Consider the following 13,471-nt stretch of genomic DNA (forward strand, 5'->3'; position numbering starts at 1 on the left):
ACCCATGCTCCCGTTCAGGCGCCAATCAGGCTTTGACCGCACACGCGCACGACCTGGCCCGTCACGCCGGCCGAGCCCGGATGCGCGAGCCACGCGATGGTCTGCGCGACGTCGACGGGCTGGCCGCCCTGGCTCATCGAGTTCATGCGGCGGCCGGCCTCGCGGATCGCAAGCGGAATTTTCGCGGTCATCTGAGTTTCGATGAAGCCGGGCGCGACCGCGTTGATCGTGATGCCGCGCGCGCGCAGTGGCAGCGCCATGCTCTGCACCCGGCCGATCACGCCAGCCTTGGACGTGGCGTAGTTGGTCTGGCCGGGATTGCCCGCGATGCCGCTGATCGACGACACCGCGACGATGCGCCCGCCATCGCGCAGGATGCCGCCCGCGAGCAGCGCGTCGTCGATGTGTTCCTGCGCGCTCAGGTTGATGTCGATCACGCTTTGCCAGGCGGCGTCGGTCATCTTCGCGATGGTCTTGTCCTTCGTGATGCCGGCGTTGTGCACGACGATGTCGACGCCGAGCTCGTCGAGCGCGGCGGCGATCTGCGCGGGCGCTTCGGGCGCGGCGATGTCGAACGCGAGCGGGCTGCCGTTCAGCCGCCGCATCGTCGCATCGAGCGCGTCGCGCGCGGACGGAATGTCGAGGCCGATCACATGCGCGCCCTCGGCAGCGAGCACGCTCGCGATTGCCGCGCCGATGCCGCGGGCCGCGCCCGTGACCAGCGCACGCCGGCCGGCGAGCGGCTGGCGCCAGTCGAACGCGGGCGCGTCGTGCGGCAGCGCGCCAGGTGCCGCGATCCGCACCACCTGACCGGACACATAGGCCGAGCGCGGCGACAGGAAAAAGCGCAGCGTCGCCTCGATGGCGTTTTCAGCGCCTTCCTCCACGTACACGAGATTCGCGGTGATGCCGCGCCGCGCTTCCTTGCCGAGCGAGCGCACGAGCCCTTCGAGCGCGCGCTGGGCCGTCCACTGACGCGGGCTCGCGCAGGCCTCGGGCGGCCGGCCCAGCACGACGATGCGCCCACACTTGCCGAGCGAGCGCAGCGTGTCGTGGAAAAAGCCGTGCAGCGGTTCGAGCAGGCTGCTGTCGTCGATACCGCTCGCGTCGAACATCAACGCGGCAAGCTTGCCCGGCGCACCGGCTTCGGCCGGCTCGAAGCGGCCGGTCATCAGGCCGTGGCGATGGGCGAGCGGCACCCACAGCCCGGCGCTTTCGTGCGCGACGCTCGTCATGCCGATGGTGGCGATCAGACTCGCAAGCGCGTCGAACAGGCGCGGCTCGCGGCCCGCGCCGATCGCGATCAGTCCGTCGAACTCGGGCCGGTCCGCGCGATAGCGCCGCAGCACCTCGGGCTTCGGCAGCCCGAGCGAGCGCGCGAGACGGCCGCCGAACGGCGAGTTGACGAACTTCAGGTAGGAGTCGTTCATGTTATCGGTTGCTCCGCTGGACGCGCTGCGGGCAGCCCCGTGATTTTCAGGGGCGCCGGACGTGTGTCAGTGTGCCTTGAGTTGCGTGACTCGGGTACGGTTTGCCGCGCCGGGTCGGTAGTTTTTTCTACGTGAGCGCGGGCATCAGGCCACCAGCTCCAGCGCCTTTTCGAGCGCCTGCTTGCGCTGTTGCAAGCTCGCGAGCAGGTCGAAGTCGGCCGGGAAATCGTCGACCTTGACGACCTGCGCGCCGTAGCGCGCGTAGTCGTCGAGCACGCGCCGCTCGTCCGCGTCGACGAGGCCCTGGCGTTGCGCCGCATCGGTCCATGCGGCGAACTGCGGCAGGCTTTGCGGCAGCGGTTCGAGCAGACCCTGCTTCACCGCCTCGCGCAGCTTCTGCTCGATTTGCGTGAACTGCGGATTGAGCGCGAACGCGAGCTCGCCATAGCCGAGCGCATCGACGTCGGGGTGCGGCACGTACGAGTCGGCGACGAGCCGCTCGCGCGCGGCGCCGGGCGTTTGCATCAGTTCGGCGATCTCGCTGCCGAGCCGGTCCGACGGCTCGCGATGCGGCAGGCCGAACGGGAATGCGAGCACACGCACGAGCGTCGCGGCGACCCGGTTCGGGTAGTTCGCGAGCACGCCGTCGAGCGCGTGCTGCGCCTTGTACAGCGCATCCTCGACGCCCCACCGCACGAGCGGCAGGTCGTCGTGCGGTCGGCCTTCGTCCTCGAAACGCTTCAGCGTCGCCGAGATCAGGAACAGCTGCGACAGCACGTCCCCGAGGCGTCCCGAGATGCGTTCGCGACGCTTCAGATCGCCGCCGAGCACGAACATCGACACGTCGGCGAGCAACGCGAACACGGCCGACAGACGTGTCGCCGCGCGATAGTACGCATGGAGCGGCGCATACGCGCGGCGCGGCTTGGCGATCAGCGCGCCGCCGCTCAGCCCAAACACGGCGCTGCGCACCACATTCGACACCGTGAAATTCACGTGACCGAAGAACGCAGCGTCGAACTCGCGCAAGGCTTTCGCGCGATCGGGCTCGCGCGTCGCCGTCATTTCCTTCAACACGTATGGATGGCAGCGAATCGCGCCCTGGCCGAAGATGATCAGACAGCGCGTCAGAATGTTCGCGCCTTCGACGGTGATCGAGATCGGCATCTGCTGATACGCGCGCGCCAGAAAGTTCGACGGCCCCATGCAAATACCCTTGCCGGCGACGACGTCCATGCCGTCGTTGATGACCATGCGCGCGCGCTCGGTGATGTGATATTTGGCGATCGCCGAAATCACGGAGGGCTTTTCGCCGAGGTCGACCGCCTGCGCGGACAGGCGGCGCGCGGCGTCCATCACGTACAGGTTGCCGCCCATGCGGCCGAGCGCTTCCTGCACGCCCTCGAACTTGCCGACGGCGGTGCGGAACTGGCGCCGAATCGCGGCATATGCGCCGGTGCCGCGCACGGCAATCTTCGCCATCCCGACGTTCGACGACGGCAGCGAGATCGCGCGGCCCGCCGCCAGACACTCCATTAGCATGCGCCAGCCGTTGCCGACCTGGGCGCGTCCGCCGATCACCCAGTCGAGAGGAATGAACACGTCCTTGCCCGAGTTCGGGCCGTTCTGGAACACCGCGTTCAACGGCCAGTGACGCCGGCCGATGTCGACGCCAGGGTGGTCGGTCGGAATCAGCGCGCAGGTGATGCCGGGTTCGTCGTTCGCGCCGAGCAGATGGTCGGGGTCGAGCGCGCGGAACGCGAGGCCGAGTACGGTCGCAATCGGCCCGAGCGTGATGTAGCGCTTGTCCCACGTGACGCGAAAGCCGAGCGTCTCGCGGCCCTCGTGCAGGTCCTGGCAAGCGACGCCGACATCGGGAATCGCGGCGGCGTCGGACCCGGCATACGGGCTCGTCAGCGCGAAGCAGGGGATTTCCTCGCCGCGCGCGAGACGCGGCAGATAGTAGTTCTTCTGCGCGTCGGTGCCGTAGTGCATCAGCAACTCGGCCGGGCCGAGCGAGTTCGGCACCATCACCGACACGGCCGCGGCCGAGCAGCGCGTCGCGAGCTTCATGATCACCTGCGAATGCGCGTACGCGGAGAACTGTTTGCCGCCGTACTGCTTCGGAATGATCATGCCGAGAAAGCCGTGCTGCTTGATGAACTGCCACGTTGGCGGCGACAGGTCCTGCCAGACCATCGTGGTTTCCCAGTCGTTCGCGAGGTCGCACAGCTGCTCGCATTCGACGTCGAGGAACGTCTGCTCTTCGGCGCTGAGCATGGCCGGGCCAAAGCCGAGCAGCGTGTCCCAGTGCGGGCGGCCCGAGAACAGCTCGGCGTCCCACCAGACCGTGCCCGCCTCGATCGCGTCGCGCTCGGTCGGCGACATCTGCGGCAGGATCTTGCGGAACGTGTCGAGCACCGGTTTCGCGAGCCATGCGCGGCGCAGCGGTTTGATCGTCAGCACGAGGGCGGGGAGTACGAACACGATCGCGAGCAGTGTCGTCAGCAGTGGGCCGGCCGCGCCGCTCACGAGCGCGGCCGCGACCCAGACGATCAGCGCCGCGAGCCACCATGAGGCGCGGGCCTGAACGTAGACGAGAGCGAATGCGGCGATGACGAGCGCCAGGATGAACCACGGCATGACGTTTCCTCCTCTGTGGTGACGCAATCGCCGGGCCAGCTGCGAGTCGCGCTCTTGCGTCGGACGTTACCGTGTCTTACCGATTCGACTGACGGGCACGGCGCAGGTGCGCAACGCAAATGTGCTGCTCGGGTAAGCGAGCTCGATCGGGTTCCATGTACGACGTGTGGTGGTTACGTCGAGTGATGACGCGATGACGCCGTGAGAAGTCGTCAGGCGGTGCCGTGCAGCCCATGCTGATAGCTTGCCGGCGCCGCTTCGATAGTGCCGCCGCGGCTTTTGCTGTCGAACGTGTCGCGTGTCACTGCACACGCGGCCTCCTCGCCGCTAGTGTGTTCTTGCGCACTGGCGAACGTGCCGTCCACGCCGCCGTCGGTCGCATCGCCGAGCACGGCGGCGAACGCGGCCAGTTGCGTGCCGTCCGGCAGCGGCGCCTTCAGCGCGGAGACCATCAGCGACGCAAGGCGCCCGATGAGCTGCAGATCGTTCATCGACTTGCCTTGCGAGAACTCGGCAATCAGGCTGTCGGTATCGGTGCCGGCGAGCACCCCCGACAGCGCGCCGATCGCGAAATGCAACCGCCAGCCGAGCTCCTCGCGCGGCAGATGCGGCAGCGCGCGCTGGAACGCGTCGAAGAAGCGCATCGCCACCGCTTCGTAATGCGCGTTCAGAAAGTCGCGGATGAACGACGAGGGATCGGTGTAGGCGCGCCCGAGCAGGCGCAGAAACGCTTTGCCGCCGACCCGCGGATCGCGCGACAGACGCAGCGCCGGAATGAACATCGCGCCGAGCACGTGCTCGCAGGTCAGGCGCGCGCCGAGCATGACGTCGAAACGGTCGAGCAGCTTCAGGCGCTCCCGGTTCAGCTGATCGAGCCGGCGCGACAGCATCGAGTGAATCAGCGATTCCTTGCTGCCGAAGTGATAGTTGACCGCCGCGAGATTGACTTCGGCGCGCGAAGTGATCTGGCGCAGCGACATCGCCTCATAGCCGCATTCGATGAACAGCGTCTCCGCGGCGTCGAGAATGCGTGACTTCGTATCGCCGGCATGCCGGCCGGGTGTGCGAACTGTCATGTTGCCGTCTCCCAGTTGCCGGGGCTGCCGGCTCGCAAGCACGCGATTCAAATCGATATTTGAAACGACCGTTTTTTTTAGGATAAGAAAGAAGGGTCGGTGCGATCAAGGGACGGGCTCGACGAACTCCTCTAGAAGACCTGTTGGGGAGCCATGCTGGCGAAGCGCGGCGCGTCATGCCGCGCGGAAAACAAAAAGGCCGTTCCGAACGAATCGGAACGGCCTTGTATTGTGTTGCGATGTAATCTGGCCTTGCGCTCGACGGCCGGGTTGACCCGGCTCCCACGCGTTGACGCGTATTGGCTAGCCGTCCAGTTCGAAAGCCTCAAGCTCTTAAGCTCGTCCTCCGACCGCGCCGCCCGTCGATTCCGCGCCGACGACTGCACGCGCGGACTGTGTCATGTCGATGCCGCGGCGCTCGCGGCTGAACGGAATCAGCGCGCAGATCACGAGCGCGACGATGCCGATCACGACCGCCATCACGAGCGCGTAGTCGTTGTTGTGCATTTCGGCGATTTTCGCTTGCAGCGGACCGTTGACCGACGCGATCAGATTGCCCAACTGATACACGAGACCGGGGAAGGTCGCGCGGATTTCATCGGGCGAAATTTCGTTCAGGTGCACCGGGATCACGCCCCAGGCGCCTTGCACCGAGATCTGCATCAGGAACGCGCCGAGCGCGAGCAGCATCGGCGTGGTCGAGAACGCCCACAGCGGCAGCACCGGCAACGCGATCAGCGCGGAGATGAAAATCGCGCGCTTGCGGCCGATCTTCTCCGACGCCCAGCCGAAGAACAGACCCCCGCAGATCGCGCCGATGTTCAGTGTGATCGTGATCCACGACACCGTGTGCGCGTCGAACTTGTGCTGTACGCGCAGGAAGGTCGGATACAGATCCTGCGAGCCGTGCGAGAAGAAGTTGAACGCGGTCATCAGGATGATCGCGTAGATCGACAGGCCGACATTCTTCTTGAGCGTCGCGACGAGGCCGGGCCGTACCTTCTTTTCGAGCGTCTTGAACGCGGGCGACTCCGGCACGTGCGCGCGAATGTACAGCACCAGCAGCGCGGGCAGCACGCCGACGAAGAACATGCCGCGCCAGCCGATGTATTGATAGAACACGCCGAACACGATCGACGCGAGCAGGTAGCCGCTCGGATAACCGGCCTGCAGCAGACCCGAGACGATGCCGCGCGACTTCGGCGGCACGGTTTCCATGGTCAGCGCGCCGCCGACACCCCATTCGCCGCCCATTGCGATACCGAACAGCGCGCGCAGCACGAGTAGCGTCATCAGGTTGGGTGACAGACCGGACAGCAGTTCGAGCAGCGAGAAGCACGCGATGTTGAGCATCAGCGTCGGACGGCGGCCGTATTTGTCGGCGAGCCAGCCGAAAATCAATGCGCCGAGCGGGCGCATCATCAAGGTCAGCATGATCGCGACCGCGACCGACGGAATGTCCGTATTGAATTCCTGCGCGATATCTTTCAATACGAAGACCATCAGAAAGAAATCGAATGCGTCGAGCGTCCAGCCCAGATAGGCGGCGATCGTGACGTTTCTCTGTTCCCGAGTCCAGCTCATTGATTGTTCTCCTGAGTCTCCACAAAACCGCGTTTGATCGCGGACGGCACCGTAGCCCTTGCGCCTTATGGCAAGCGCTTCCCGGCGAGTGTACGCCGAGCATTAAGCGTCTGCATGGTTGAAGCCGGTTTTCTCCGTGTTAATCCGGAGAGCAATTTTCGTGCTGAATTCGTAAAGCATGTTTAATGTCGGAAAAATGTAATTGCCGGTTCGATTCATGTTTGTATTTTGTAATGTTTATCGGGATTTCCCAGCGCCCATTTTTTATGAAGTTTATGGCAATGGCGTTTTGACGGGGCGGCCCGTGCCGGTCCGCGCGCCGCATCGAACCTTCATGTACAGTTATTTCGCCAACTGATCGACATATCGCTATGTCCTTGACGCCATCGCCTTCGTTGCTCGACGAGATGCTCGACGCTGTCGCGCGTCGCTATCGCCTGCCGGCGCTTGCGGCCGTCTGCGCGCCGACGCAGCAAGCGAGACCCGCCACCGTGCTCGCGCTCGCGATCGAGCAGGCTCGCGAGGCGAGCGCGCGTGGCGAAGCGCCGGATGCGGCGAACCAGCGCTTCTTCGTCGAGGCGCTCGCGCGCATGATTCGGGAGGCGATGCGCGAGGACGCCGGCGACCCAGTGTTTCAGGCGACGCTGCTACGGCATCGCAGCACGGTGGTGCGCGAGTACGCGTCGCTGGCCGCGCACGCCAGCGTCGATCGCCGGCTGATCTACGCGGCCGTCAATGCGATCGCACATCCGGCCAAACAGCAGCGGCTGCTACCCGGCCTGCAACGCGACGCGCTGGCGCGTCTGCACGCGCTGGCGTTCGCCGAAGCGTGGCCCGAGCTGGCCGAAGCCGTGCAAGCTTGCATCGATACGCCGCAAATCGCGCACGACGCGGCGCTGCAACGCGGCCTCGCGCAATTGCTGGAGAGTGCTGCTTTGCAACGCTTGCGCCGTCTTTACGCGCTCGCCTCCGACGAGCGCGTGCGTCAGTACCAGACGCTGTGGGATCGCCAGGGGCCGCGCCCGGGAAGCTCGACTGCCGTGGCACGAGGCTTGAGTTCGAAGCAGCGCGGCGCCGCGGTCGAGGCATCGGCCGCGGATGCGCTCGACGCGCTCGCGCGGCGCCTCAATGACGCGCAGGGTGCGCTCGCCTCGTACCGTGTCGTGAACTCGATGCGCGTACCGGCCGCGATACCCGCGAGCCACGAGCGCGCGAAAACCGAATGGGACGTGGTGCTGCTGCGCCAGGCACAGCCCCCGGCCGACGCGGCGGCGTGGGACGTCTGCCTGCTTGTCGAAGCGAAGGCATCGGTCGATGCGGCCACCACCGATCTGCCGCGGCTCGTGCGTGGACTGACGCTGCTTGCGCATGCGGACCCGCACACCGTCTACCCGTTTCGGACGCAGCAGGGGACGGTGGGTTTGAGCGGCGCGTCGCTCGCCGCGATGACGAGCGACGGGGCCGGTCTTCGCAGGACCGTGCTCTATTGCTGCGACGCACCCGTCGAAGCGGCGCCGCGCGTGCTGGGCCCTGCGAGCCGGATGCAGCTGCTGTCGGCGCACGCCAGCCTCGATTTCGCGGCCGCACTGGCGGATGGCCGCGATGCCGATTGCGCGGTGCTGGAACCGGTGTGGCATCAGTTGCTCGAATCGCCGAGATGGCGGACGGCGCTCGACCAGTACGCGACGCTGCGCGAGGTCCGCGAATTGATGGTTCATCCGGACGACTTGCGGGCCGCCGTCGGCATCGCCGACGCAAGACGGTTGAGCGCGGCGCGCCAGGCCTGCTAGGTCTGCCTATGGCCAACGCAAGCGCTGTGCCGCAGTCGCGGCGCGATTGCATTGGAGGTGGCGCGCGCGTTGCTCGTAGAGATAGATCTTCGAGCAAAAAGGAGTGGTGATGGAAACGCCGTCGAAGCGACTGTCGGACACACAGGTGCAGGTTGCCAGCAAGATCTACGGATTTCGCTCGTCACAGGAGGCGGACCGTTTCGTGCAATGTCTGCGCGACGGCGACGCGAGCCGCTGCGTCGCGGACGTTCCGCCCGAGACAGCAACCGATGCCCCCGGAACCCGCACAGGGTCGGGCGCGGGCATGACGATCGGGCCGCCGCCGGGCGGGCTCGATAGCGACTAGTAACGCGTTTGCGCCGGGTCGCCGGCGCCGGCACGGTTCTAACGCCTCGGCGATCAGAAAGACAATCTCGACCCGGGCAATCGGTCGAACCCGCAATCACGACATTTGCGACATGCGCGTATTGCGACATGCGCGTATTGCGACGCGTGCGCGTGTTGCGACGCCCGCGTCAACGCACCGGCCCCCGCGACGCCGACAGAGGTCCGGAGCCGCCGCCCAGTGTCCGGTCGATCAGATAGCGGCCCTGTTCGATGCCGGCGCGCAACGCTTCCGCCTCGGTGAGCCATTCCGGCGTCACGGGCTCCACGTTGGCCAGATTGGCGGGTATCTCCAGCGGCTGGCCCTCGCGGGAAATCGACACGTCGGCGATCCAGGCGCCTCGCGAGTTCCGATGCGCGGTCACCGTGATCAGCGCGCCGCGGTGCGCGTCATGCATCGCGTGGTGGGAGCCGCGCTCGGCGCGCGCGGCCGGCATCGCGCGTCCGTCCGCGCTAGCCATATCGGAGCCGGTCTCGCCGATGCTTGCGCCGGCGGTGCGGTCCGTGTGATCGGTTGGGGGGAGCGGGGTCATGCCGTCCTCGGCGAGCGAATGATCTGCCTGATTCGAGCAAGCGCTGTGCCGACAGGGCGAACGCGTGGAGGCATCCGTCCAGAAACGGGCACGCGGCGTGCGATCGCTCAGCGCGGGCCCGGCTCTTGCGCTGCGTTCAACGCTGGCGTCGCTTCGCTCTGTCGGCCGAGAGGCGAAGTCCTTGCTGATGGCGGCCGGCGCAAATGAATCGTAAGGAGGACGGAATGTCGATCCATGCGAAGGTCACGAGGTGGCGCAACGTCGGGCGATTCTGCGTCGAACGTGTAACCGACTATAGCGAACTGCTCGCGCTGGAAGTCGAGGAGACGCGAAAGCGTCTGGTGCGCGAGTTGAGCGCACTCATGGCGTTGGCAGTCGCGGGCCTGTTCACGCTGTCCTTCATTTGCATCGCGATCATCGCCACCGCGTGGCAGACGCCTTACTTCCTTCCGGTGGTCTGGGGCGTGGCCGCCGCGTGGCTGCTCGTGTGCATCGTGTCCTTGCTCGTCTTGCGGGCGCAGAAACCGGCGCAATCGCTTCACGTGCTCAAGGCCGAGATTCACTCCGATCTCGACGCTCTCAGGGAGTCGCTCAAATGAGCCAGCCACATCACGCAAATGAGCTTGCCCGGGTCACCATTCTGGAACGCATGGAGGCATCGCGAGCCGCATTGGTCGCGGCGAACCAGACTGCCGCGTTGCCGGCGGTGCGGGCAGCCTCGCGCTCCTCCGCCGGCAATGTGCTCGCGTCGCTCGCCGAGGCGCCGCATGCTGCGCTGCTTCTCGCGCTGGTGATCGGCGGCATCGTGCTGGGGCCGCGCCGCACGCTGTCGATCGCGGGCCGTTCCGGTCTTGCGGCGTGGATCGCCCGCAATGTGCGGCGGTCGATCGCGCAGTGACGCCCTAAGCGAAAGCAGCGATCGGACCAGGCAAAGCAGAATCGCCTGGTTCTTGAACGCACGACGGTCGCTATCGTCACGTGTTGCCGCGATGCGCAGCAACACGACTTTTCCTCGCTTCCTTTTCCAGCCCATCGATTCAGCGAACCGTGTGCAACCCTACCAGCCTGCTAGACTGGAAGTTCCCCTGCAAGCCATGGAGGGAGATATGACGACCGTCTACGTCGTAAAGACCGGCGAAAAGTTCCTCTGCACCGCAGAGGACGGCGATATCGGCATGGCACCGGAGATTAAGGAAGCCACGTCCTTTCGCTCGTACGAGGAAGCGAATAAAGTCGCGAACGAGCACGCCGACCCCGGATACGAAATCCTGACCATCGACGTTAACAAACGCTGACGAGGTGTTAGCTGTTCGCGCCCAGGCGCTCAGCGAAACAAGGCTGGCAATACAACAGGGCGCCATGCGACATGGCGCTCGAGTCGGGTGCGTCCGAAATCGTCGTCATGACGGCTTCGGGCATTCAGGCGGCGGCCGAAACCACTCTCCAAGCGCGCATAGCACGACACTCCATGCCGTCCCCGGCGGGGACGGCATGCTCTGCATCGTCGAGTTGGTCAGACGGGCAGGCTTACGATCCGCCAAAGAACACCGGCTTCATCCCACTCGTGCTGGCCGGATGACCCATCTGCTGCGTACCGCTGGTCGCAGGGCCGTAGCCGCTGCTCTGGCCTGCGGCAGTGGCGTTGGTGGTCGGCATGTTGGTAGGAAAGTCGACGGTATTCGCATTGGCCGGATTGAAGCCGGCTTGCTCGAGCTGAGCGATTTCTGCCTGCACTTGCGCGTGCGTCAGCGCCCCGTCCGACTGCGCCAGCGATGCAACTGGCACAGCCATGACCGCGACCGCGCAAGCTGTGTGGACTAACGTCTTCATGATGGCCCAACTCCTTGTTGGTTACTCCGGCTGACTCGCGTTTCGCTTTTCGCGGTTCAGATGATCAAAGATTAGGTGAGGAACCGTACAGTGGTCGTTTATTTTTCATGGTAGGGGGTTCGTCCATCAGCCGACGCTGGTCGACGCTCGCGCCCGAACGCTCCGATGTCGGCCGCGCATCCGAAACCGTACCTCCGGACACGAGCCGACATCATCGAAGCGTGGGTCAAGCAGCCGTTCGCGGGTCGTCGTCGAACATCCGCATTCCCGCGGGTGCCGTCGTCAAGAAAGCTCAGGTGCGCGTAATCGAAGCCCCACCGTCCACCAATGAAGCGGTACCCGTCACGAAGGACGAATCGTCGGAAGCAAGATAGAGCGCCGAGCGGGCAATCTCTTCCGGCTTTGCGACCCGCTTGAGCGCGTGCAGCCCGGTCACGAACGTCTGCGATTCGGCCGTATCGTTCATACCGCGATACATCTCCGTGTCCACCGCGCCCGGGAGGATCGCGTTGACGCGCACGCCTTGCGGGCCGTATTCAGCCGCGAGCGCTTGCGTCAGTCCGATCAGCCCGGCTTTGCTCGCGGCATAGGCGGCGGTCCCCGGGAAGGCGAACGAGTAGCCGACGAACGTCGACGTGAAGATGATCGACCCACCGCCTTGCTTGATCATTTCAGGAATCTGATGCTTGGCGCCGACAAACGCGCTCGTCAGGTTAGTGGCCAGCGTCGCTGACCAGCCCGCTTCCGATACGCCTGTGGACGGTCCCATTTCACCGAGCGTCCCCGCGTTGTTGTAGGCGATGTCGAGGCGGCCGAAGCGGCTGACGGCGAGTTCGACCAGCGCTTTCGCGAATGCTTCGGATTGGACGTCCCCTGCCAGCGAGACAGCCGTGCCGCCGTCGCGAGCGATCTCGCTCACCAGCGCCTCGAGTTCAGCTTCGCGGCGTGCGGCCACGACAACTTTCGCGCCTTCCGCGGCGAACAGCCTGGCGGCGGCGCGACCAATGCCCGCGCTGGCGCCAGTGACGATAGCGACTTTTCCTGTCAAGCGTTGCATGTTGAATCTCCGGTCTGATCATCGGCCGATGCCCAATGCGTCGGCTCGTTGATACGTACTATAAGATTCCGTTCTTGAGACAAAAAGACCAAAAATATGACGGTATCATTCAGCTTTTATGAATGACCGGAGTGCCATATGGACCGGCTGCGCGCGTTTGAGATCTTCGTCACCGTAGTCGACCGGGGCAGCTTTGCGCGCGCGGCCGATGCGCTCGAAACCTCGCCCGCGAACGTGACCCGCTACGTGAATGAACTGGAGGCGCATCTCGGTGCGCGGCTTCTGAATCGCACCTCACGCAGATTGTCTCTTACCGAGGCCGGTGAAACGCTTTATTCGCGATGCAAGGCAATCCTCGAAGACGTTGCGGAAACGGAAGGGCTCGTGTCGACAACGTCGATCGAACCGCGTGGACGGCTGCGTATCAATGCACCTGTCAGCTTCGGCATCCTGCATCTCGCGCCGCTGTGGCCACGGTTCATGCAGCAATATCCCGACGTCGAACTCGACGTCACGCTGATAGATCGCGTCGTCGATATCGTCGAGGAGGGCTTCGATCTCGCCATCCGCATCTCGCGCGCCGGCACGGTCGATCACGCGGCCCGCAAACTCGCGACGTCGACAAACATCCTGTGTGCATCTCCCGACTACCTGAAGCGTTGGGGACATCCTGAAACGCCGTCGGACCTGCTCGGACATCGATGTATCGGCTATACGTATGCCGCCACGGCCGACGAGTGGCAACTGATGGACAAAGACGGCAAAACGCATGCTGTCGAGGTCAACTGCCCCATGCACACCAATAACGGCGACTCCGCGCGCGCGGCGGCGCTCGCGGGGCACGGCGTGATCTGGCAGCCGACGTTTCTGATCGGCGAGGATCTACGCGCAGGCGGGCTCGTCCAGGTATTGCCTGAATACCGTTTGCCGGATATCGACGTGCTTGCGCTGTATCCGAGCCGTCGCCACGTGAGCGCAAAAGTTCGTGCGGCAATCGATTTCCTGGTCAACGCGTTCTCGGGCGTGCCACCGTGGGACGAGACGTGAAGGGAGGTCTGATGTGTGTCGGCAATCCGGAAACCGGATGCCTGCAATTATGGAAGAGGCCGCCGGGCATGGCGCGTTCGATAGCACGATTCAACTG

The 13,471-nt window shown here is 65.1% G+C and carries 13 protein-coding genes; 6 read left to right on the top strand and 7 right to left on the bottom strand.

Annotation, left to right across the window (positions count from 1 at the left end):
• Positions 1-14: 14 nt before the first annotated feature.
• The 4 genes from OKW41_RS28125 to OKW41_RS28140 form a co-directional block, all read right to left on the bottom strand.
• Positions 15-1,430, bottom strand: coding sequence for a 3-oxoacyl-ACP reductase (locus tag OKW41_RS28125; RefSeq protein ID WP_429574645.1), 1,416 nt, complete (start codon positions 1,428-1,430; stop codon positions 15-17).
• 144 nt (positions 1,431-1,574) lie between these two features.
• Positions 1,575-4,073, bottom strand: a complete 2,499-nt coding sequence (locus OKW41_RS28130) for an acyl-CoA dehydrogenase (protein WP_429574646.1) — start codon at positions 4,071-4,073, stop codon at positions 1,575-1,577.
• A gap of 212 nt (positions 4,074-4,285) precedes the next feature.
• Complete coding sequence (locus tag OKW41_RS28135; protein ID WP_429574647.1) at positions 4,286-5,149, bottom strand: TetR/AcrR family transcriptional regulator; 864 nt, start codon at positions 5,147-5,149, stop codon at positions 4,286-4,288.
• 333 nt (positions 5,150-5,482) lie between these two features.
• A complete protein-coding gene (locus tag OKW41_RS28140; protein ID WP_429574648.1) occupies positions 5,483-6,733 on the bottom strand; it encodes an MFS transporter in 1,251 nt (416 codons plus the stop codon).
• Between the two features lie 371 nt (positions 6,734-7,104).
• On the opposite strand from OKW41_RS28140, the gene OKW41_RS28145 reads away from it, so the two are divergent.
• Both OKW41_RS28145 and OKW41_RS28150 read left to right on the top strand, forming a co-directional pair.
• A complete protein-coding gene (locus OKW41_RS28145; protein ID WP_429574649.1) occupies positions 7,105-8,523 on the top strand; it encodes a 3-deoxy-D-arabino-heptulosonate 7-phosphate synthase in 1,419 nt (472 codons plus the stop codon).
• A 109-nt stretch (positions 8,524-8,632) separates the two neighbouring features.
• Positions 8,633-8,869 (top strand): hypothetical protein, encoded by a 237-nt coding sequence (locus OKW41_RS28150; protein ID WP_429449143.1) that lies wholly within the window; start codon positions 8,633-8,635, stop codon positions 8,867-8,869.
• A 169-nt stretch (positions 8,870-9,038) separates the two neighbouring features.
• On the opposite strand, the gene OKW41_RS28155 is transcribed toward OKW41_RS28150, so the two are convergent.
• Positions 9,039-9,440 (bottom strand): DUF6566 family protein, encoded by a 402-nt coding sequence (locus tag OKW41_RS28155; protein ID WP_429449145.1) that lies wholly within the window; start codon positions 9,438-9,440, stop codon positions 9,039-9,041.
• A 224-nt stretch (positions 9,441-9,664) separates the two neighbouring features.
• Between OKW41_RS28155 and OKW41_RS28160 the strand changes: the two genes are divergently transcribed.
• The 3 genes from OKW41_RS28160 to OKW41_RS28170 all read left to right on the top strand — a co-directional run bounded on the left by OKW41_RS28160 (position 9,665) and on the right by OKW41_RS28170 (position 10,735).
• Entirely contained in the window at positions 9,665-10,039 is a 375-nt protein-coding gene (locus OKW41_RS28160; RefSeq protein WP_429574650.1) for a phage holin family protein, read from the top strand.
• Complete coding sequence (locus OKW41_RS28165; protein WP_429574651.1) at positions 10,036-10,338, top strand: hypothetical protein; 303 nt, start codon at positions 10,036-10,038, stop codon at positions 10,336-10,338. The genes OKW41_RS28160 and OKW41_RS28165 overlap by 4 nt, the downstream gene beginning before the upstream one ends.
• A gap of 208 nt (positions 10,339-10,546) precedes the next feature.
• A complete protein-coding gene (locus OKW41_RS28170; protein WP_018418322.1) occupies positions 10,547-10,735 on the top strand; it encodes a hypothetical protein in 189 nt (62 codons plus the stop codon).
• Between the two features lie 232 nt (positions 10,736-10,967).
• Here the strand turns inward: OKW41_RS28170 and OKW41_RS28175 are convergent, their stop codons facing one another.
• A complete protein-coding gene (locus OKW41_RS28175) occupies positions 10,968-11,270 on the bottom strand; it encodes a DUF4148 domain-containing protein (protein WP_429449149.1) in 303 nt (100 codons plus the stop codon).
• Positions 11,271-11,562: 292 nt separating this feature from the next.
• Positions 11,563-12,327: an SDR family oxidoreductase gene (locus OKW41_RS28180; RefSeq protein ID WP_429574652.1), complete on the bottom strand. Its 765-nt coding sequence runs from the start codon at positions 12,325-12,327 to the stop codon at positions 11,563-11,565.
• 138 nt (positions 12,328-12,465) lie between these two features.
• On the opposite strand from OKW41_RS28180, the gene OKW41_RS28185 reads away from it, so the two are divergent.
• Complete coding sequence (locus OKW41_RS28185) at positions 12,466-13,374, top strand: LysR family transcriptional regulator (protein ID WP_429574653.1); 909 nt, start codon at positions 12,466-12,468, stop codon at positions 13,372-13,374.
• Positions 13,375-13,471 lie beyond the last annotated feature (97 nt).

The sequence above is a fragment of the Paraburkholderia sp. UCT70 genome (assembly GCF_050434085.1).
Lineage (GTDB): Bacteria > Pseudomonadota > Gammaproteobacteria > Burkholderiales > Burkholderiaceae > Paraburkholderia > Paraburkholderia tuberum.